Below are 20,633 nucleotides of genomic sequence, written 5' to 3'. Positions count from 1 at the left end.
GGCTAGGCCGGTGCTCCGAACAGGTCGATCGGCTTGCTGCCCGGCGCCAGCGTGACGATGGCGCGCTTGGTGTTCTTGCGCTTTCCGTAACCGGTCCTGGTGCGCTTCCGCTTGCCCTGCCTGTTCGCCGTGTTCACCGATGCGACCTTGACCGAAAAGATCTTCTCGACGGCGATCTTGATCTGCGTCTTGTTCGAATCCGGGTGCACCACAAAGGTGTACACGTTGTCATCGAGCAGGCTGTAGGACTTCTCGGAGATGACCGGAGCCAGGATGATGTCGCGGGGGTCAGTGATGGTCGCCATCTACGCCGTTACCTCCTCGGCAGAACTCGTGCCGGCGGCGATGTAGGCGCGCAGCGCCTCAACGCTGAACACCACGTCGTCGGAGCGCAGCACGTCATAGGTATTGAGCTGATCGGGCGCCAGGATGTGCACGCCGGGCAGGTTGCGCACGCTTTTCGCGCCGGCCTCGTCGCTGCGGCCGATGACGACCAGCACCTGCTTGCGGTCGGTGAGGGTGCCCAGGAATGCCTTGGCGCTCTTGGTTGACGGGGTCTGACCCGACACCAGCTCGGTGACGGCGTGGATGCGCCCGTTGCGTGCTCGGTCGGACAACGCCCCGCGGAGTGCGGCGGCGATCATCTTCTTGGGCGTGCGCTGGCTGTAGTCGCGCGGCTTGGGGCCGTGCACGACACCACCGCCGGTGAACTGCGGGGCCCGCGTCGAACCCTGCCGGGCCCGTCCGGTTCCCTTCTGCCGGTAGGGCTTGCGGCCGCCGCCGCGGACGTCGCCGCGCGTCTTGGTCGAGTGCGTGCCCTGCCGGGCCGCCGCCCGCTGCGCGGTGACCACCTGGTGCATCAGCGCGATATTGGCCGGCGCATCGAACAATTCGGCGGGCAGCTCGACGGAACCCTCGACCTTGCCGTCGGGTGTCTTGACGTCGATCTTCAGGGTGTTGGCTGCCATCACTTCTCACCTCGTTTGATCGCGCTGCGGACCATCACGAGCCCGCCGGTGCGGCCGGGGATCGCGCCCTTGATCAGCAGCACGCCGTTCTCCGGATCGACCTTGTGCACCAACAGGTTCTGCACCGTCACCCGGTCGTTGCCCATCCGGCCGGCCATCCGGGTGCCCTTGAAGACGCGCGCCGGAGTGGCGCAGCCGCCGATGGAACCCGGCCGCCGGTGCACCGCCTGGGCGCCGTGGCTGGCGCCCTGACCGCGGAAGCCGTGCCGCTTCATGGTTCCGGCGAAGCCCTTGCCCTTCGACGTGCCCGTCACGTCGACATAGGCACCGTCGGCGAAGATCTCGGCCGTCAACTCCTGGCCGACCTCGTATTCGGCCGCCGCGTCCGGGTTGTCCAGGCGCAGCTCCGCCAAGAAGCGGCGCCGGTTGACGCCCGCCGCGCTGTACTGGCCCGTCACCGGCTTGTTGACCTTGCGCGGACTGATCTCCCCGTACGCCAGCTGCACGGCGCTGTAGCCGTCGCGCTCCGGCGTGCGGATGCGGGTCACCACGTTCGGGCCCGCCTTGACCACGGTCACCGGGACGACCCGGTTGTTCTCGTCGAACACCTGCGTCATGCCCAGCTTGGTACCCAGAATGCCTTTTCTTGCCATGAGTTCTGGATCTCCTACTGGATGTTGACGTCGACACTGGCCGGAAGATCGATGCGCATGAGCGCGTCAACGGTCTTCGGCGTGGGATCGAGGATGTCGATCAACCGCTTGTGGGTCCGCATTTCGAAGTGCTCTCGCGAGTCCTTGTACTTATGCGGAGAGCGGATGACGCAATACACGTTCTTCTCAGTCGGCAGCGGCACCGGCCCTACGACGCTGGCACCCGTACGGACGACGGTCTCGACGATCTTTCGCGCCGATGCGTCGATAGCCTCATGGTCGTAGGCCTTGAGCCTGATGCGGATCTTCTGTCCCGCCACGCTTCTCCTACCCTCACTCCACTTAAGGTCCGGGTCCGGACCTGGTGCCCCCGGCGCGCCGAATCGACCCGGCCGGTCAGGGCCGATCGAGCGTCGCGCCGGATACTGCGCCGCTGTTTACCTGTCGTGGTCCACCGGCCCCCGCGGTCGGGCGTGTCACCCTTACGCAGCCTCGTTCGCGGCCAAATTAGTCGCGTTCCAAGGATGGGACCGGACGCGCCCGGTTGGGCGCTGGTCGTATGCCCGGCCAGGAGAACCCGGCGCAAGGCAACCCGAACAGTATGCCTGACGATCGCGGCTCTGGCCAAATCTCGGGCAAACCTCGCCGGCATGGTCCCACCCGGCGGGGAATCCGGTGGTCAGGCCCCCGTTTGCCACGGCCGAATCGGGGTCAGGCGCCCGCCGATTCGGCACTCGCCGCGGCGCTTCTGTTCTGCGCCCGCTGAACGTGCAAGAAGCCGTCGACGGCGGCGCGCGCACACTCGCGGTAATCGAAGTCCGGCAGGGTGGACAGGCGCCCCAGCACCAGCGGGCCGATCAGCAGCGCGATGGCGCGCGATCGGTCAACCTCCCCGAGCTCTGCCGCGGCCTCCGGGCTGTCGAATACGGCGTCGAACGGCGCCGCGTACTGCGCGGCGATGCGTTCCCGCAACGTGGTGATCGAGGAGCTGTCGGCGCCGCGGGCGTGCCGGGGCCCCGGCATCTCTTCGAGGTCGCGCCCGAGGGCCAACCAGGACATGGCGGTCATGACGGCCGGCGCCTGGGCCACCGCTTCGGCTTGGGCCAGCACGATCGCGATCAGCCGATCCCGCAGCGAGCCCTCGTCCGGCGGGGCCGGTGACGGCGGTATGAGGCTGTTGAACGCCGCCGCCAGCAAATCGTTTCCGCTGGGAAAGTGGCGATACAGGGTGGCCCTCGCTACGTTGGCGCTTCGGGTGACCGCATCGACGGTCACCGCGCTGGGACCCCCCGAGCGCAACAGCGCCGCCGCGGCTTCGAGCAAGCGAGCCCGGGACCGCGCGGGACGGGGATCGGTAGTCGCCTCGGTAATTGTGAGCCACCTCCGTGTTTGAAAACAAGACTATCGGTCTACCTACAAGACCATTAGTCTCAAAACCTCTACGCCCCCGAGGGGAGGCGCTTTTTTATGGTCGCAACCCTTATCCGGCCTGACCAGCGTACTGATGCGGCGAGCATTGGCGGTAGTCCCCGAGCGCGCGCCTGGACGCTGACGGTCGCCTGCATGGGCGTCGCCCTGGTCGTCGGGTCGATGACGGCGCTGAACACCGCCCTGGGAGACCTCGCGGTGGCCACCTCCGCGACGCAGACCCAACTGACGTGGGTCGTGGACGGATACACGCTGGCGCTGGCCTGTCTGCTGCTGCCGGCCGGGGCGATCGGCGACCGCTATGGCCGGCGGGGTGCGCTACTCGCTGGATTGGTGGTGTTCGCGCTCGGCTCGGCCGCGCCGGCGATATTGCACAATCCGCTGCAGATCATCGCGGGCCGGGCGGTGGCCGGTATCGGCGCCGCCTTTGTGATGCCCGCGACGCTGTCGCTGCTGACCGTGGCCTACCCGAAGGAAGACCGGATGAAGGCCGTCGGTATCTGGGCCGGCACGGCCGGTTCCGGCGGAGTCCTCGGCATGCTCGGTTCTGGCCTGCTGCTTCGGTTTTGGGATTGGCACGCCATCTTCTGGTCGCTAGGCGCCGCCGGACTGGTGATCTTCGCCCTCGGCTGCACGGTGTCCTCGTCGCGCGAAACCCACGCTCCCCGAGTCGATTGGCTCGGTGCGGTCCTCATCGGCGCGGCGGTGGCGATCGCCGTGTTTGCCATCCTGAACGCCCCCGAGCACGGGTGGAACGATCCGCTGGTGTGGGGCGGAATACTCGTAGGCATCGCCGCCGCGGTGGTGTTCGGGGTGGTCGAATTGCGCAGGCGGCACCCGCTGCTGGACGTTCGATTGTTCGCCGATCCCAATTTCGCCACCGGCGTCGCGGCGATCGTCATTCTGTTCGGCGCAACGTTCGGGTTCTTCTTCATCGGCATGCAGTACGTCCAGCAGATCATGGGCTACTCGGCACTGACGACGTCACTGGCCTTCGGTCCGTTCATGGTTCCGTTGGCAATTTGCTCCGCGTTGTCTTTCTGGTATGTGCCGAAATTGGGCCTGCGCCTTGTGCTATTCATCGGCACGCTGTTGATGGCGGTTGGCTTCGCCTGCATGTCTTTCCTGACCCTGCACTCGACGTACACCGAATTCGCCTGGCCAACATTGATATTGGCCACCGGCATCGGAATGTGCACCGCGCCGACGACGTCGGCCATCATGGGGGCGGTTCCCGACGAGAAGCAGGGCGTCGCCTCCGCGGTGAACGACACGTCGCGGGAGATGGGCGGGGCGCTGGGAATCGCGGTGGCCGGCTCGATCCTGGCCGGACGCTATTCCCACGAGCTCGCACCGAGACTGGCGACCTTTCCCGCGCCGGTCCGCGGCCCCGCCACCGACTCGCTGGCCAAGGCCGTCGAAGTGGCCGGCAGGCTCGGACCGCAGGGCACGGCGCTGGCCGAGGTCAGCAAGGCCGCGTTCCTGACGGCCATGCACGCGTCCACGATCGTGATGGCCGCGATCGTCGCCCTCGCCGCGGTCCTGATCGGGCTCTGGGCCCCCGGACGCGACGGCCGGCAGGTGCGGCCGATGCGCCGGCTCCGCGGTGAAATATTGTGCGGGAGAACAACAACGGGCGCCTAGACGTCGCCCGACCCGGCCCGATTAAGTTCGTTCGGATACTTGAAACGATGCGTTTGTTCTGGTATCAGAAATATATATCGACAGGTACAGATCATCTCGCAGGGTGAGGTGGATGTGATGTTGATGGACGTGCCCACGGTGCGCGGCGACGCGCCGGCGGTGGTTGAACCGGTATGCCCGGCGGTGTTCGAGGCGGCGGCGATTGTGGAGGCCGAGTGGATCCGCCTGAGGCGCTCGAGCGCGCCGGTTCACCATGCCAGCTGCGGGCTTCGCGCGAGCCTGCGGACTCGGCGCCAACTTCGCACCGGGGTCGCCACCATGTCGACGTCACAGCCCTTGACAGCTAAGCGCGGCCGGCTGCGACCGCGGCGGCCGGTCGGCGCCGTGTGGGCGCGGGAACGCTCGCCTCCGATTCGGTCGTGATGCGTACCCTGCCAGCGGTATTCGTGATGCGAGGGGGTGATCGGGAGAGGAGTCACGACGCAACCACAGGGAGCGGCCGTCGCGCCGTCCGCGAATATTGCGACGCATAGTCGCGCTGACGCACTTCTGCGCGCGCATCGCCACTTGTCGTGGCCATCTACGTGGACCGCACGAACGTTTGCTCTCCCGGGGGCGGGCCGCGCCGGGCTTGGCGTTAAGCGGGTCGGCGGCCCGCCCTCACTCAACGAACTCGGCCGCCCGGTGCCCGAGCATCACGATCGTCGCGTGCGGACCGCGGCTGGTGACCATGGGCAGGACTGACCCGTCGATCACCCACAGGTTCTCCACCCCGCGCACCCGGCACCGGTGATCCACGACGGCCCGTGGGTCATCCTCGGCACCCATCGGTGCGCTGGCGCACAGGTGCTGGCAGGTCGACCACACGGGCGACCCGACATGGGTTGCCGCACCGGCTAATTCGCGTGCCAATTCGCTGCCCTGGCGCAGCGCCGCGACGTCATCGGGCTCGCTGTCGTAGCGGTGCTCGATCCGCGGCCCGACGCGGGGGTCCGGCGAGGTGAGCGTGATCCGTCCGCGGGAGCGGGGCGCCATGAGCGCCACCCCGATGTGCGGCCAGTCCGGATGGCCCGCGGTGCCGTCGCCGGTCATGGCGACGAAGCCTCCCGTGTACGGCCTGATCTCAAGACCGTCGGTGGTACTCAGGATGACCTCGACGACGGGCCGGCCCGGGGCCACGGTCCAGTTGGTCGGCAGCACCCACTCGGGGTGGTCGCTGCAGAACATTCCGACCGGCAGGGGCGCCACCAGCGGCACGCCGGCGGCGCGCAGCATCGACTCGTCGCCGACGCCGGAGAGCATCAGCAGGTGGGCCGACTGAATCGCGCCGGCACACAACACGATTCGATCGGCACGCAGACTGACCGGCCCTTCCGGGCCGATCGCGTCCACCCCCACCACGTCGGCGCCGGAGAAACGCAATCGAGCGGCCCGCGTCGCCGCCAGCAAGGTCAGGTTCGACCGCCCAAGGGCGGGCAACAGGTATCCGACACCCGATCCGATGCGGACGCCGTCGACGATGTTGAGCGGGACCGCGCCCACGCCCGATACCAGTTCCGGCCCACAATCGTTGAGGTCGGCGATCCAGGAAAAGCCCGCACGTTCGGCCGCGGTGATGAAAAGCTCGGTGGTGCCGGTCATTTCGCGCGTTCGACGCACCAGGATGGGGCCGCTGTCGCCGTGGGCGGGACCGTCGAAATCCAGGTCCGTCTCGATGGCGCGGAAATGGCTCAGCACATCCGACCACGCCCAGCCGGGCATCGCGGCGCGATCGAAGTCGCGCGGCAACCCGCGGCAGAAGTAACCGCCGTTGATCGCCCCCGAGCCACCGACCGTGGATCCGCGCACGATCGGCAGCTGCAGAGCGTGCCGGTCGGTGAGCCGGGTCAGATAGCGCAGGGCCAACGGGCTGCCGACCCCGATCGGCAGTTGCAACCCATTGGTGGCCTGAGCCAGTAGTTCCGGATCGGCGAGCGCGGGCCCGGCCTCCAGGACGGTCACCGTGCGGCTGGGATCTGCGGAAAGACGTTCGGCGACAACCGATCCAGCACTTCCCGCGCCGATGATCAGCACATCGCTGTGCGGGACGGCTTTACTCAAGGCGAAGTCAAGGCGACGGCTAACTCCGAATCTGCGGTTTGAGCGCGCGCAGGTTGCGCTCGCGGACCACACCCCACCACAGCCCCAGGCCATAGGCCAGGTCGTCGACGCGCTTCAGCAACAGGTAGGTCAGCAGGCCGATCGGCTCGTCGTCGTCGCCATTGGCGTCCCGGCGGCTGAGCCAGTCCACCACGCCGTCCATCACGGCCGCGACGAGCACAACCCGTCTACAGTGCCGCGACACGATGGCCGCCAGCAGCGCCAGGGGCCAGTAGTGCCGGCACAGGGCCGACGCCAGCTGCAGGGCCGCCGACCACAGGCCGCGAGCGGCGATCAGCAGCACGTCGGCGACCGAGGTCTCGGCGGTGCGCATGGCTTTGGCGATCCGGCGACCCGTCAGGATGGCGACCACGAGCGACGCCATCCGCGAAACGCTCGTCCCGAGGGCCATGAGTATCCAGGCCATCAGCGCCCAGCCGGATATCACCACCGGCGCCGTCTTGTCCGGGTGACGCACCGACAGCGGGGCCGCCGAGCCGCCGTAAAAAGCCTTGCGCGCCAACCAATCCCGTAGTTCGGTACGGTGATCGTGGGCGACCAGCGCGATCGGCTCGTAGCGCAGCCGAGCGCCCGCTTCGATGAGCCGCCAGCACAGGTCGACGTCCTCGCCGGACTGCATGGACTCGTCGAACCCCCCGACAGCGCCGATCGCCGACCGGCGGCAGATGATCGCCGCGCTGGGCACATACGACACCGTGCTGTGGGGTAACACCGGGGCTTCGCGTTCCCCGAGGTCCAGCGACGAGTGCACGGCCTCGTAGCGCGCCACCAGGTTCTCGCTGTGGGACAGGCCGACGATGCGCGGTGCGACCAGGGCGACGGTGGGGTCGCAGAAATGACCGAGCAGGGCCTCCAGCCAGCCGCGGCGCGGCGCGACGTCCGAATCCAGGAAGGCGACGAAGTCGGTGGCGCAGGCGGCCAGCCCGGTGTTGCGGGCCGCCGCCGGACCCTTGCTATACGTGTGGCGCAGCACCTCGATGTCGCAGTGGGCGCCGACGAAGTCCTCGGGCTCTATGGGGGGCGACGATCCGTCGTCGACCACGATGACGCGCAGCCCGCGCAGCGAGCTCACCAGGCGACGGACACCAGAAACGTTGTTCCGCACCGGAATTACCACGGTCACGTCGCGATGCGACGGCCCACCCGCGGGCCGCGGATGGGCCACCGTGGCGTCCAGCAGGGTGCGCGCCAGTTGGGCGCTGACGTCGTCGCGAACCTTGAGCCGGCCATCGGCCAGCATGTCCTGAGCGGCGGGTGCCAGCTTCAGCAGGCGGGTCGGCGAGCCACCCAGCAGGGCCGAGCCATCGCCCAGCACCCGCACGCGGCGATCGACCTGCACGGCGAATCCATCCGGCAGTCGGGGCCCACTCATGTCAGCATCCCGTCGGGCCCGGGCGCCCACCGGACGACTCGACGCACGCACCCGTCGACCATCTCCGCCAAGATGCGCTTCCCCTCGGCGGCGGTCGCGGTGGTCGGATCCCCCAGCACACCCACGCGGCTGACCGCCGCGACGCCGCCCCGGCGCATCGGTTCGAGCAACTCGGGCAGGGGCGCCCGGTTGCCCGGGAGCCACCGGTCGGTCAGCACGTCGGTCGGCGAGATATGGAGCAACAGTGACGTTTCGGTATGGCCGGCATGGGCGTCGCCGCCCGCGGCGGCGCACGGCGACCACCCGACGTCCCGGCCTTCCGCGCGCAGCGTGGCGACCGCCTTGTTCAGCGCGCCGACATTGCCGCCGTGGCCGTTGACAAAGGCCAGCCGCCGGGCCCAGCACGCGGCTGACCTGCCATACTCCACCAGCATCGTCGTCAGGGCCTCGGCGCCGATGGAGATCGTTCCCGCGAAACTTTGATGCTCGCCGCTGGCGCCGTAGGCGATGGCCGGAGCCACCAACCACTCTTGCCCGAGCCGCGTGGCAGCCCCCCGGGCGACCGCGGTCGCGATCCTGGTGTCGGTGTCCAGCGGCAGGTGTGGACCGTGCTGTTCGGTCGATCCCAGCGGGATAATTATCGGCGGCGAGGTGCTTAATAGCTGGCTCGACGTCACAGTTCCTAATTCGCCGAGTACGGGCACTGGCTGATGGTAGGACGAATTCACCTGGCGTGCACCAATTGTTGTACGTTCAAAGGAAATTTTTTTCTCGGCCGTTCATTGATCGGCCCGATTTTCGGCTCGTCCGTCACGGTCGCCACGTCGGTACCACGATTTTCGCATCGATTATGTGGGGAAAACTGCCCGGTTTGACCTGAATTAGCGCGCGTTCCGCGCACCGGGAACGCCCAGCGCCCGCGCGAAACCAGCGGGCATCACAACATCGTCCGGACACAACGCGTGCACAGAGGAGTGCCCGAGGCCCATCAGCGCGCAGTCGATGCCCGCGCGCAGAATGTCGAGAACGTTTTCGACGCCGGTCTGGCCGGCCGCCGCGAGGCCCCACAGATAGGCGCGGCCGATCATCACGGCGCGCGCCCCCAGGGCCACCGCCTTGACGACGTCGCTCCCCCGCCGGATGCCACCGTCCAGCAACACCTCGACCTGGTCACCGACCGCCGCCACGACCGCGGGCAGGGCGCGGATCGACGCCGGCGTCCCGTCGAGGTTGTTGCCGCCGTGGTTGGACACCGATATCGCCGAAACACCCGCGTCCACAGCTCTTTTCGCGTCGTCGACGCGCATCACGCCCTTGAGCATGAACGGCCCACCCCAGAGTTCCCGCAGCCAGGCGATGTCCTCCCAGGTCGGCGGCGGCGTCGACATCCACTCCCCGTAGGCGGCAAAGAACGGCGGGCCGGGCTCGCCGCGGCGGCCCTGGTTCGGCACCCGCAGCTCGGGTGGCCTGCCCGTCTTGCCGAACTTCCACAGCCAGCGCGGCCGCAGGATCGCCTCGGGCGACAACCGCAGGATGGTCCGCAGGTTCATCGCCTCGGGAATCTTGGGGCTGCCCCAGTCGCGGCCGTGCGAGAACGTCCAGTCGGTGGTGACGATCAGACCGACCGCGCCGGCCTGACGCGCCCGTTCCACCCGCTCGGCGATCGCGTCCCGCCCGCCGAGCCAGTACACCTGGAAGAAGACTTTGGGGTTTGCTGCGACGACATCTTCGATGGGTTTGCTAGCAAACGACGAAAGCCCCATCGCCGTTCCTCGCGCGGCCGCGGCACGCGCGACAGCAACCTCACCGTCCGGGTCGACCGCCTGCACGCCGGTCGGCGAGATGATTACTGGCAGCGAAATATCTTGTCCCATAACGGTGGTCGACAGATCACGCTTTTCCTGCGCACCGATGACATGCGGCGCAAAGCCCAGCTCACTGAAGGCTTCGACATTGTCGGAGACCGTAATTCCTTTTTCGCTCGCTGAAATCAGCGAGGAATAAACGGATTTTGGTAGCCGTCGCTTGGCGCGTTGCTGGGCGATGGCGACCGTTTCAAACCATTCGTCGGCCATTTTATAGCGGGCTTTCATTGCAAAGGCGCTCCGGCGGATTTGCCGGCGTTAGCGCCGAAGGTCGCATGGTCAGTGTCAACGGCACCGGCTGGCGCACCCCGCGCGAGTGGTCGGCCCGGGGCCGGGGCGTTTCGCGCGTCCGGTCGAGCGCCGCGACGCTGTGCCCCTGGACGCATTCGGGATCCGGGCCGTCCAGCGGCAGGCCGGTGAAGAACTTGGCCGCCATGCATCCGCCCCGGCAGCTGTCGTAGTGCCCGCAGCTGCCACACGCGCCCGCGGACTGCGGTTCGCGCAACTCGCGAAACAGCGGGGCGTTCTTCCAGACATTGTCAAACCCACCGTCGGACAACACGTTTCCGGCCAGGAAGCGGTCGTGAATGGCGAACGGGCAGGCGTACACGTCGCCCACCGGGTCGATGAGGCAGACCACCCGCCCGGCCCCGCACATGTTGAGGCCGGCCAGGGCGCCGGAGGAGCCAAGCGGCGACAGATGGAAGAACGAGTCGCCGGTGAGCACCCTCTCCCCCTTGGCGACCAGCCAGTCGTAGAGCTGCACCTGCTGGGCGGCGGTGGGATGCAGATCGTCCCAGACGTCCGCGCCGCGCCCTGACGGACGCAGCCGGGTGATCCGCAGGGTGGCACCGTAACGGCCTGCCAGCGCGGCGAATTCGTCGAGCTGGTCGACGTTGTGGCGGGTGACCACGACGGAGATCTTCGCGTCACGGAAGCCCGCGGCGGCCAGGTTCTCCAGCGCCCGCACCGCCATCGCGAAGGACCCCGGCCCGCGGACGGCGTCGTTGACCTCGGCGGTGGCCCCGTCGAGCGAAATCTGGACGTCGACGTAGTCGCTGGCCGCCAACCGCGCTGCGACCTCCGGCGTGATCCGGACCCCGTTGGTGGAGAACTTGACGCCGACGTGGTGCGCGGTGGCGTAGTCGACGAGCTCCCAAAAATCAGGCCGCACAGTGGGTTCCCCGCCACCGATGTTGACGTAGAACACCTGCATGCGTTCCAGCTCGTCGATGATGTCCATGCAGTCACGGGTGGACAATTCGCGCGGGTCCCGTTTGCCCGAGGAGGACAGGCAGTGCACGCAGGCCAGGTTGCACGCGTATGTCAGCTCCCAGGTCAGGCAGATGGGGGCGTCCAGGCCATGCTCGAACTGCTCGATAAGTCGCGGTACGGCCAGCGTCATGAAGCCTCCTGAGGCACCAGCATGTTGGATTCGGCGAGCACACCCAGCGCGTGCAGATACGGCTGCTGTCCGGAGTCGTCCACCCCGGCCGCGCGGCAGGCGGACCGGACGTCCGGATGGTCGGCCAGCGACCGCACCACCTCGAGGATGGTGCGGTTCTTCAGAAAGGACAGCTTGCGGGTGCCGAAGTGATAGAGCAGTGCGCCAAAGGGTTCCGGGCGAACCGCCACCTGAGGGTGCAACCGCCAGCCGCGGTCGGGGTCGAGCACGGGAGTCAGTAGACCCCGCACATCCCGTCGATGGACACCTCTTCGACCAGAGTCTCGGTAACGAGCTCGGCGTCCGTGTCGGTCTCGCGGTCCATATGCATTGCCTCTCGTCAGGTCTCGACAACGATCGTCGAGCTTGTCACAATCGTCGTCAGAATATGGCATCGAGTGCCGAAATGGAAGGGCGGGTCTGATGCTGCCGCAGTCGCGGGTGGGCCGGCGCCGCTCGACGACACCGGAACACATCACCGACGTCGCTATCGAGTTGTTCACCGCCCGGGGTTTCGCCGAGGTGAGCGTCGACGACGTCGCGCAAGCCGCCGGCATCTCCCGCCGCACGCTGTTTCGCTACTACGCGTCCAAGAACGCCATCCCCTGGGGCGAGTTCGATATCCACCTCGCGCACCTACGGGAACTGCTCGACAGCGTCGACCCGCGCGTCCCGCTGGGCCGGGCGCTGCGCGCGGCCCTGTTGGCCTTCAACACTTTTGACGAGTCCGAGAGCGTCCGGCACCGCCAGCGCATGCGGGTCATCCTGCAAACGCCGGAACTGCAGGCCTATTCGATGACGATGTACGCCGGCTGGCGCGAGGTGATCGCCGAGTTCGTCGCCCGCCGCTCGGGCGTCAAGACGACCGACCTGCTTCCCCAGACGGTCGCCTGGAGCATGCTCGCCGTCGCGTTGTCGGCCTACGAGCACTGGCTGGGCGACGGATCCGTCACGTTGCCGACCGCGCTCGGCGACGCCTTCGACGTCGTCGGCGCGGGGCTGGGGAAGCTGGGGCGATGAGCGGTACCGCGCACTTGGTGCACACCCTGCGTTCGCAGGGGCGGTTCTGCGGCGCCTCGGGATCCCCGATGTACGACGAGCTGTTCGAAATGGTGGCCGCCGACGTCGAGGCCGGCGGTGTCTTCGCGAGCATCCTCTCCGGCCACGAAGACGATCCGTCGCGTGAAGCCGTGCCGCTTCGGCTGCTGGGCGGCTTGCACCGGTTGGTGCTCGACGGGCGAGCCGCGGCGTTGCGCCGCTGGTATCCCAGCACCGGCGGCACGTGGGACGCCGAACCCGCGTGGCCCGCGATCACCCGCGTCGCGGGCGACCACGCCGACGCGCTGCGCGATGCGCTCGCCCGACCACCGCAAACCAACGAGGTGGGCCGGTCCGCCGCGCTAATCGGCGGCCTGCTGCGGCTGGACCGCGGATTCGATTTGCCGGTAAGGCTTTTCGAGATCGGCTCGAGCGCCGGGCTGAACCTGCGGGCCGACCACTACCATTACCTGTACGCCGGCGGCCGGTGGGGACCCGCCGGCTCGCCGGTGATCATCGACGACGCCTGGCGCGGGCGGCTGCCGCCCGACGGCGCGGTGCGGATCGTGGAGCGCCACGGCTACGACATCGCGCCCGTCGACGTTACCGGGACCGACGGGGAAATGACCGCGCTGAGCTACGTCTGGCCCGACCAGGCCGCCCGGCTGGATCGGCTACGCGGCGCCATCGCCGTCGCGCGCGAGGTGCCCGCGCGGCTGAACCGCCGGCGGGCCGGCGACGCGGTCGCCAACCTGACGCTGGCCGACGGCGCGCTGACCGTGCTGTGGCATTCGATCACCTGGCAATATCTCGCCGCCGACGAACGCGCCGCGATTCGCCGCGGCGTCGACGCGCTCGGCGCGAGGGCCACCGCGTCCGCGCCGTTCGCCCACCTCACCCTGGAGCCCGCGCGCGACGGGCCCGGCACACCCGTCAGGTTCCTGGTCCGGGCGCGTCGCTGGCCGGGTGGCGAGCTGGAGATTCTGGGCGAATGCCATCCGCATGGCCCGCCCGTGAACTGGCAATAAGTGCGATCCCCAAAGATTTTCGCTAACACCCCGTCGGAGTTCGCCTCGCCGCGACGACGATAAGGGTGTGAGCGCCGAAGCGGACCACCGATCGGATCCTCGACGCGCGCTGCTGGCGCTGTACGACGAGGCGTTGCCGGTGGTGTACGGCTACTTCGCCCGTCGCTGTGGCGATGCCGCCGAGGACCTGACGTCGGAGACGTTCCTTGCGGCGATGGATGCCGCGCGCAGGAGCGACGCGCCGGCGATCTCGGTGCCGTGGTTGCTCGGCGTGGCGCGGCACAAGCTGGCCGACCACTATCGGCGGCGGGCGGCCCGGCCGACGGTGCCGGTAGCCGAGCCACCCGAACCGGTCGGTGCTGCGACGGCCGACGACTGGGACGCCGAGCTGGATCGCATGATCGCCGAAGCGGTGCTGGCCAGGCTGGCCGAGCCTCACCGCACGGTGCTCGTGCTGCGCTACATGGACGACTGCTCGGTGCCCGAATGCGCCGAGCTGATCGGCCGCACCGTCCATGCCACCGAGGCACTGCTGGTCCGCGCCCGGCGCGCTTTCAGACAGCAATATCCGGAAGGAGGCACGTCATGAGTCAACACAACGATCCATTGAGCGTGCTGCGCACCGATGACCTTCCGGTCCAACCCGATCCGGCGTTCGCGGCCCGGCTGCGCCGCCGGCTGGAATCCGCACTATCCCTCCCGGAAGGAGTCGTCATGAGCGGTACCGCCAGCACGATTTCCGAGTTGACCCAACCGTCGGCTCCTCAGCGGGATCCGCGTCCGGCGGCGTTGCCCTATCTGAGCGTGGCGGACGCGCGTGCGGCCATCGCCTGGTATACGGACGCTTTGGACGCGGCGGTGGTCGGTGAACCAATTGTGATGGACGACGGGCGAATTGGTCACGCCGAGCTGTCGATCGCGGGCGGCGTGCTGTATCTCGCCGACGAGTATCCAGAACTCGGGCTCAAAGCGCCTGCGCCCGGCTCGGTTTCGGTCAGCCTGATGCTGCGTGTCGACGACACCGATGCGGCTCTGCAGAAGGCGCGTGACCACGGAGCCGCCGTCCAACGCGAGATCTACGAGAACTACGGATCCCGCAGCGCCACCATCATCGACCCGTTCGGCCACCGCTGGATGCTGTCGGGCCCGACGGTCGCCGGCATCCGCCACGGCGACATCGGTTACGTCTCGGTGTGGGTCCCCGACGCCGACCGCGCGGCCGCCTTCTATGGTCACGTGCTGGGCTGGTCGTACGATCCCACGACTCGTCAGGTCACGAATACCGAACTGTCGACCGGGATTTCGGCCAGCTCCGGGCCGCCGACCCTCTTCTGCTGCTACGCCGTCGACGACATCGCGGCGGCTCGGACGGCGATCGCTGAGGCGGGCGGGACCCCGGGCGAGACCCGTCGCGCCGACTTCGGCACCGTGCTCGACGCCACCGACCCGCAGGGTGCGGCGTTCGCGGTATACGAACCGGCCCAGGGGCAAAAGCGCCCGGAACTCAACGGATCTGGACCCGGCGAGCTGTCGTACGTCACCTACGAGGTGCCGGATTCGGCCGGCTTCCGCGATTTCTACGGCCGGGTGCTGGGTTGGACATTCGAACCCGGCCGCGTCGCGGACGGCTGGCAGGTGGTGGGAACGCATCCGATGGCCGGAGCCGCCGGCGGCGGCCGGCGTTCGACCACCGTGCCGATGTGGACGGTGGCGGACATCGAGGCGGCCGTCGCACGCGTGCGGGAAGCGGGCGGCACCGTGCTGGCCGAGCCGGCCCGTCAGCCCTACGGCATCTCCGCCGAATGCGTCGACGATCAGGGCGCGCGCTTCTACCTCGGCGAGCTCTAGGCGGGATTCAGGATTTCCGAAATGGGTGTGGCGGCGGCGATCTTGGCCCGGACCTTCATCACCTTGCCGGGCATCCCGCCGCCCACCACACCGACGACCACCCCGTCGCGCTCGTAGTAGGCCAGGAACTTGCGTCCGTCGTCCTCGACGACGTGCACGATGTCGGTGGCCTCCGGCTCGCCCAGGCACTGGATCTTGATGTCGTACTGGTCGCTCCAGAAGTACGGCACGACCACGGCCGACGGCACGTCCTGGCCGAGCATCGCAGGCACCACCACCCGGGCCTGGTCGGCGACGTTGCTCCAATGTTCCACGCGCGCTTGGTGTCCCGTCGCATCACGCCACGAGGCGACGTCGCCCAGCGCCCACACGTTGGGCGCGCTGGTGCGCCCGGCCTCGTCGCAGATGACTCCGTTGTCGACCTCGACGCCGCTGCCCTCGAGCCACTCGGTCGCCGGCCGTGAGCCGATCCCGACCACCACCAGGTCGGCCGCCAGTTCGGTGCCGTCGGTGAGCACCACGGTGTCGACGCGGGAATCGCCGCGCACTTCCGCCACGCTGACACCGAGGCGAACGTCGACGCCTTCGTCGCGGTGCAGCCGCGCCACCAGCTCACCGATCTGTTCGCCGAGCACCGATGCCAGCGGTGTCGGCTGCGGCTCGACCAGCACCACGTCGACGCCCAGGCTGCGCAGGCTCGCCGCGACCTCGCAGCCGATGAATCCGGCGCCGATGACCACGGCCCGCTGCGCCTGCGACGCGTGCTGGCGCAGCGCCATGCTCTCGTCGAACGACCTCAGCACCCGAATGCCCTCGAGGTCGGGGAACGCCGGAATGCGCCGCGGCACCAGGCCGGTCGCGACGACGAGCTCGTCGTAGCCCAGCTCTGTGCCGTCGTCGAGGGTCAGGGTCCGCGCGGTCGTGTCGAGACGTGTGGCGGCCGAGCCCAGTCGCAGCGTGATGTCGTTCTCGTCGTACCACTCGCGCGGTTTGAGGGCGACGTCGTCGACCTCTTTGCGCAGTACTTCCTTGGACAACGGCGGGCGATCGTAGGGCAGATGAACCTCGTCGCTGACGATGGTGATGCGACCGGAGTAGTCGGATCGACGCAGTTGCTCGGCCGTCCGCGCACCGGCGAGCCCGCCGCCGACGATCACAACCCCCTTTTCGAAGCCCTTTTCAGTCACGTGGAGTTCTTACCACGCTGGCCCGCTAGTACTTCAGGGCGCCCTTGTCGACGGGGATCTGGGTGCCCGACAGGGTGCCTGAGCCGTCACCGGCGAGCCACACCACGACGTCGGATACTTCGTCGGCCGTCATGAACCCCTTGTACTGCAACGGCATTGGCGGGAAGCTGTGCACGAATCGGGGGTGCTTGGCGAAGATCTCCATCATCGCCTCCGGCTCGATCATCGGGGTGTCGATCGAATACGGGTGGATGGAGTTGACCCGGATGTCGTATTCGCCGAGTTCGATCGCCAGGGTGTTGGTCAGCGCGGTCAGCCCGTGCTTGCTGGCCGCGTAGTGGCCGTTGCCGGGCGTCGCTTTGATGCCCGCCGACGAGCTGACGACGATGATGGAACCGCCGTTGCCGGCCTCGATCATCGCCGGGATCGTGGCGCGCAGGGTGCGCCAGGTGCCGGTCAGGTTGATCCCGATGACCGTGTCCCACTGCTCATCGGTGAGTTCCCAGACCCGGCCCCAACCCAGCACCCCGGCGTTGGCGACCAGAACGTCGAGGCGGCCGAATTGTTCGACACCGTCGGCCACCAGTTGGCGCAGCGCGGTGTCGTCGCGGATGTCCACCTCGCGGGCCAGCACCTTGCGGCCCTCGGCTTCCACCAGGCGGACGGTCTCGGTGAGATCCTCGGGCGTGGCCGGCGTGTAGGTCAGGGTGTCAGAGGCTCGCGCGCAGATATCGAGCGCGATGATGTCTGCGCCCTCGCGGGCGAGTCGCACCGCGTGCGACCGACCCTGGGCGCGGGCGGCGCCGGTGACGAATGCCACCCGTCCTTGCAGTGATCCAACCTGTGCAGCCACGAAGACAGGCTAGCAGCGAAACTGGAACGTGTTCTAACTCGGTCGAGATTCAGATCTCCGAGATGATCTGAGTCCGCCGGTTGGTGTACTCCTCGTCGCTCAGGGCACCGCTGGCCCGCAGCTTCTCGAGCTCGGCGAGCCGGTCGGCGATCGACGCTTGCGGCGGCGGCGGAGGGGCCGGCGCGCCCGCGCCCGCGGGTTGTGGCTGCTGCTCGGCCGCCCGGCGCACCACCGCCTGGATCTGCTGCCGCAATGCCGGATTCGACCGGATGTCGACCATCCGATTGAGCGGGACGTTGTTGGCCTTGAGGATCTGCAAAATCTCCATCAGCGGGCCGGCCTGCCCGCTGAGGTCGTAGGTCCGGTTGTCTTCGGCCACGGTGAATTGGGCGGGCACCAGCCCGTTGACCAAAGCGCTTCGCTCCCAGTCGATTCGGTATTCCTGGGTGGTGGGATTGACCAGGACGACAAGCTTGCGCGCGGTGAGGTTGCCCAGCCGGGTCACGCTGGCGATGACGCGGTCCTGGCTGTCGAACGGCACGAAACCGGGCCCGGCGATGTGCAGGTCCACCTTCACCAGCGGTTGCTCGTTGATCCGGGTTCCCGTTTCGGTGAGCCCGGTGATTTGAGCGAGCGCCAGCACCCCGTGCCGCTCGAGTTCGGCCGTCTTGGCGGCCGACTTCTCCCCGAAATTGGTCAGCCAGAGCGCGATCAACACGTCCGCCACCGTGATGAGCAGGCCGACGTAGAACATCCACGACAGCAGGCTGCCCAGCCCCATCGTGAAGTAGACGACCAAAAAGATCGGCCCAACCAGGCCTCCGCACAGCAACACCACTAACTGGGTCTTCAGGTAGCGCGCAAACACGTGTCTCTCCTCGCCTTGCTGGGAATCCGTGTCAGATTAACGCCCGCGGCCCTCCGGCGAGCGTCATACGTGCAAACCACGTCCGGGTGTCACTGCGGCGCCTGGTGCGCCGGCTGCCCAGTGAACGACGCCCCCGCCCCCGCCGCCGGAGAAAAAGCACGCTTCGCCGGAGAAACAGCGGCGGATGCCGCCGCCGATGCCGCGAGCGGTGCCGGCATCGCGGAGGCCGGAGAGGCTTCCGGCGGTTCCGCCTCCGCGCCCGCGACGGGCTGGGTGCTGTGCACCAGCGTCGCCGGTGTCGGGGAATGGGTTTCCGGCTGCACCGCCCCCGACGGCGCGCCGGCAGGTGCCAGCGGCCCGGGCCGCACGGGAGTGGCCGCGAGCGGCGCGGCCACCGCTGGGGGCGCCGCCGGGCCCGCCGACGCCGGCGACACAGCCGCCGCCAGGTTTGCCGCCGGTGCCGCGGCTGCCGGTGCGCCCGTCAGCCCGGCCGTCGCCACCGCCGGCACCCCGGCGACCATCGAACCCGCCGAGCCCGCGGTTCCCAGCACACTTTGCCCGGCGGCCTGCAGGGGCCCCGCGTTCGCGGCCTCGGTGGCGGCGTACTCGGCGCCACTAGAACCCATCAACTGCACGAACTGCTGATGGAACAGCGCCGCCTGGGCGCTGAGCTGCTGGTAGATCTGGGAGTGCGTGTCGAACAACGCGGCGATGCTCGCCGACACCTCGTCGGCGCCGGGCGGCAGCACGCTGGACGTCGGCCCCGCCGCCGCGGCGTTTGCTGAGCCGATCGTGGAGCCGATGCTGGCCAGGTCGGATGCCGCCGCCGCCACGTATGCGGGCGTCGCCTTTACGTACGACATCTACACCCTCCGACCAGGCCACGGCGGTCAAGTAAGCACCCGGCCGCCAACCGCAGACTGGACAAACCAAATCGTAGGCCCGCACCCGGGCTTTTTGCGACTTTTTGGCCAGCTTCGTCCCTGGCCGGAACGCACAAAGCCCGGACTGCCGAGAGCGGCAATCCGGGCTTTGCGGAAGAGACTTACTTGATGATCTTGACGACCCGGCCGGCGCCGACGGTGCGGCCACCCTCGCGGATCGCGAATCGCAGGCCCTCGTCCATGGCGACGGGCTGGATCAGCTTCACCGTGATGTTGGTGTTGTCACCGGGCATCACCATCTCGGTGCCCTCCGGCAGCGTCACCACACCGGTCACGTCGGTGGTGCGGAAGTAGAACTGCGGACGGTAGTTGTTGAAGAACGGCGTGTGCCGGCCGCCCTCGTCCTTGGACAGGATGTAGACCTGGCCCTCGAACTCGGTGTGCGGCGTGGTGGTGCCGGGCTTGGTCACGACCTGTCCGCGCTCGACGTCCTCGCGCTTGATACCACGCAGCAGCAGCCCGACGTTGTCGCCGGCCTGGCCCTGGTCGAGCAGCTTGCGGAACATCTCCACGCCGGTGACCGTGGTCTTGGTGGTCTCCGGACGGATGCCGACGATCTCGACTTCCTCGTTCACGTTGATCACGCCGCGCTCGACACGACCGGTGACCACGGTGCCGCGGCCGGTGATCGTGAAGACGTCCTCGACGGGCATCAGGAACGGCTTGTCGGTCTCGCGGACCGGGTCCGGGATCGACTCGTCCACCGCGGCCATCAGCTCCTCGACGGACTCGACCCACTTGGCGTCGCCCTCGAGCGCCTTGAGCGCCGAGACCCGGATCACCGGGGCCTCCTCGTCGAACTCCTGGGCGGCCAGCAGTTCGCGGACCTCCATCTCGACGAGCTCGAGCAGCTCCTCGTCATCCACGGCGTCGGCCTTGTTCAGGGCCACCAGGATGTACGGCACGCCGACCTGGCGGGCCAACAGCACGTGCTCGCGGGTCTGCGGCATCGGGCCGTCGGTCGCGGCCACCACCAGGATCGCGCCGTCCATCTGGGCGGCGCCGGTGATCATGTTCTTGATGTAGTCGGCGTGACCAGGGGCGTCGACGTGCGCGTAGTGGCGCTTGTCGGTCTGGTACTCGACGTGCGCGATGTTGATCGTGATACCGCGCTGACGCTCCTCGGGAGCGTTGTCGATCTGATCGAACGCCTTCGACTCGTTCAGGTCCGGAAACTTGTCATGCAGGACCTTGGTGATAGCCGCGGTCAGGGTGGTCTTGCCGTGGTCAACGTGACCGATGGTCCCGATGTTGACGTGGGGCTTGGTCCGCTGGAACTTCGCCTTCGCCACTTTTGTGTCCTCCGACTTGTTTGGTGCTTATTAAGCAGTGT

22 protein-coding genes are annotated in these 20,633 nt (G+C 68.2%); 5 read left to right on the top strand and 17 right to left on the bottom strand.

The genetic code is table 11. The annotated features are described in order from the left end of the window. Positions 1-2: 2 nt before the first annotated feature. The 5 genes from rplW to A5747_RS16770 all read right to left on the bottom strand — a co-directional run bounded on the left by rplW (position 3) and on the right by A5747_RS16770 (position 2,944). Positions 3-305 (bottom strand): 50S ribosomal protein L23, encoded by a 303-nt coding sequence (gene rplW, locus A5747_RS16790; RefSeq protein ID WP_076061501.1) that lies wholly within the window; start codon positions 303-305, stop codon positions 3-5. Then, a complete protein-coding gene (gene rplD, locus A5747_RS16785; protein WP_076126212.1) occupies positions 306-968 on the bottom strand; it encodes a 50S ribosomal protein L4 in 663 nt (220 codons plus the stop codon). Further along, complete coding sequence (gene rplC, locus A5747_RS16780; RefSeq protein ID WP_076126210.1) at positions 968-1,621, bottom strand: 50S ribosomal protein L3; 654 nt, start codon at positions 1,619-1,621, stop codon at positions 968-970. Before rplC ends, rplD begins: the two co-directional genes overlap by 1 nt. Before the next feature lie 14 nt (positions 1,622-1,635). Next, positions 1,636-1,941 carry a 30S ribosomal protein S10 gene (rpsJ, locus tag A5747_RS16775; RefSeq protein ID WP_003873519.1) on the bottom strand — a complete coding sequence of 102 codons (306 nt, stop codon included), beginning with the start codon at positions 1,939-1,941 and terminating at the stop codon, positions 1,636-1,638. Positions 1,942-2,332: 391 nt separating this feature from the next. Next, positions 2,333-2,944 (bottom strand): TetR/AcrR family transcriptional regulator, encoded by a 612-nt coding sequence (locus tag A5747_RS16770; protein ID WP_255376719.1) that lies wholly within the window; start codon positions 2,942-2,944, stop codon positions 2,333-2,335. 144 nt (positions 2,945-3,088) lie between these two features. Here A5747_RS16770 and A5747_RS16765 point away from each other — a divergent pair, with 144 nt between their 5' ends. Then, positions 3,089-4,693, top strand: a complete 1,605-nt coding sequence (locus A5747_RS16765; RefSeq protein WP_076126205.1) for an MFS transporter — start codon at positions 3,089-3,091, stop codon at positions 4,691-4,693. 660 nt (positions 4,694-5,353) lie between these two features. Here the strand turns inward: A5747_RS16765 and mftG are convergent. The 7 genes from mftG to mftA all read right to left on the bottom strand — a co-directional run bounded on the left by mftG (position 5,354) and on the right by mftA (position 11,859). Continuing rightward, positions 5,354-6,793, bottom strand: coding sequence for a mycofactocin system GMC family oxidoreductase MftG (mftG, locus tag A5747_RS16755; protein WP_076126202.1), 1,440 nt, complete (start codon positions 6,791-6,793; stop codon positions 5,354-5,356). Between the two features lie 19 nt (positions 6,794-6,812). Further along, complete coding sequence (gene mftF, locus A5747_RS16750) at positions 6,813-8,225, bottom strand: mycofactocin biosynthesis glycosyltransferase MftF (RefSeq protein WP_076126200.1); 1,413 nt, start codon at positions 8,223-8,225, stop codon at positions 6,813-6,815. Then, positions 8,222-8,953, bottom strand: coding sequence for a mycofactocin biosynthesis peptidyl-dipeptidase MftE (gene mftE, locus A5747_RS16745; RefSeq protein WP_076126198.1), 732 nt, complete (start codon positions 8,951-8,953; stop codon positions 8,222-8,224). The genes mftF and mftE overlap by 4 nt, the downstream gene beginning before the upstream one ends. Before the next feature lie 153 nt (positions 8,954-9,106). Beyond that, positions 9,107-10,300, bottom strand: coding sequence for a pre-mycofactocin synthase MftD (gene mftD, locus A5747_RS16740; RefSeq protein ID WP_076126196.1), 1,194 nt, complete (start codon positions 10,298-10,300; stop codon positions 9,107-9,109). A gap of 1 nt (position 10,301) precedes the next feature. Continuing rightward, the gene (gene mftC, locus A5747_RS16735) at positions 10,302-11,495 is read right to left on the bottom strand and encodes a mycofactocin radical SAM maturase (RefSeq protein WP_076126194.1); all 1,194 of its coding nucleotides are present in this window, start codon (positions 11,493-11,495) and stop codon (positions 10,302-10,304) included. Next, positions 11,492-11,785 carry a mycofactocin biosynthesis chaperone MftB gene (gene mftB, locus A5747_RS16730; protein ID WP_076126192.1) on the bottom strand — a complete coding sequence of 98 codons (294 nt, stop codon included), beginning with the start codon at positions 11,783-11,785 and terminating at the stop codon, positions 11,492-11,494. The genes mftC and mftB overlap by 4 nt, the downstream gene beginning before the upstream one ends. Next, complete coding sequence (mftA, locus tag A5747_RS16725) at positions 11,770-11,859, bottom strand: mycofactocin precursor MftA (protein WP_076126501.1); 90 nt, start codon at positions 11,857-11,859, stop codon at positions 11,770-11,772. The genes mftB and mftA overlap by 16 nt, the downstream gene beginning before the upstream one ends. 98 nt (positions 11,860-11,957) lie before the next feature. Between mftA and mftR the strand changes: the two genes are divergently transcribed. The 4 genes from mftR (at position 11,958) to A5747_RS16705 (ending at position 15,448) form a co-directional block, all read left to right on the top strand. After that, positions 11,958-12,554 carry a mycofactocin system transcriptional regulator gene (gene mftR, locus A5747_RS16720; protein ID WP_139333127.1) on the top strand — a complete coding sequence of 199 codons (597 nt, stop codon included), beginning with the start codon at positions 11,958-11,960 and terminating at the stop codon, positions 12,552-12,554. After that, positions 12,551-13,600, top strand: coding sequence for a DUF2332 domain-containing protein (locus A5747_RS16715; protein ID WP_076126190.1), 1,050 nt, complete (start codon positions 12,551-12,553; stop codon positions 13,598-13,600). Before mftR ends, A5747_RS16715 begins: the two co-directional genes overlap by 4 nt. A 67-nt stretch (positions 13,601-13,667) precedes the next feature. After that, entirely contained in the window at positions 13,668-14,189 is a 522-nt protein-coding gene (locus tag A5747_RS16710) for an RNA polymerase sigma factor (protein ID WP_076126188.1), read from the top strand. Continuing rightward, on the top strand, positions 14,186-15,448 hold the full coding sequence (locus A5747_RS16705; protein ID WP_076126186.1) for a VOC family protein: 1,263 nt from the start codon (positions 14,186-14,188) through the stop codon (positions 15,446-15,448). Before A5747_RS16710 ends, A5747_RS16705 begins: the two co-directional genes overlap by 4 nt. Here the strand turns inward: A5747_RS16705 and A5747_RS16700 are convergent. From A5747_RS16700 to tuf, 5 genes are all read right to left on the bottom strand, one after another. Next, positions 15,445-16,635, bottom strand: coding sequence for an NAD(P)/FAD-dependent oxidoreductase (locus A5747_RS16700; protein ID WP_076126184.1), 1,191 nt, complete (start codon positions 16,633-16,635; stop codon positions 15,445-15,447). The two genes, A5747_RS16705 and A5747_RS16700, sit on opposite strands and share 4 nt — an antisense overlap. A gap of 25 nt (positions 16,636-16,660) precedes the next feature. Beyond that, entirely contained in the window at positions 16,661-17,488 is an 828-nt protein-coding gene (locus A5747_RS16695; RefSeq protein ID WP_076126182.1) for a mycofactocin-coupled SDR family oxidoreductase, read from the bottom strand. A gap of 49 nt (positions 17,489-17,537) precedes the next feature. Further along, a complete protein-coding gene (locus tag A5747_RS16690; RefSeq protein ID WP_076126180.1) occupies positions 17,538-18,356 on the bottom strand; it encodes an SHOCT domain-containing protein in 819 nt (272 codons plus the stop codon). Positions 18,357-18,445: 89 nt separating this feature from the next. Further along, positions 18,446-19,219 (bottom strand): PE family protein, encoded by a 774-nt coding sequence (locus A5747_RS25690; RefSeq protein ID WP_076126178.1) that lies wholly within the window; start codon positions 19,217-19,219, stop codon positions 18,446-18,448. A 182-nt stretch (positions 19,220-19,401) separates the two neighbouring features. Continuing rightward, the gene (gene tuf / locus A5747_RS16680; protein WP_076061470.1) at positions 19,402-20,592 is read right to left on the bottom strand and encodes an elongation factor Tu; all 1,191 of its coding nucleotides are present in this window, start codon (positions 20,590-20,592) and stop codon (positions 19,402-19,404) included. Between the last annotated feature and the right edge of the window lie 41 nt (positions 20,593-20,633).

The organism is Mycobacterium sp. IS-836 (assembly GCF_001954275.1).
GTDB lineage: Bacteria > Actinomycetota > Actinomycetes > Mycobacteriales > Mycobacteriaceae > Mycobacterium.
The sequence above is the reverse complement of the archived record's forward strand: the minus strand, read 5'-3'. Positions and strand labels throughout refer to the sequence as shown.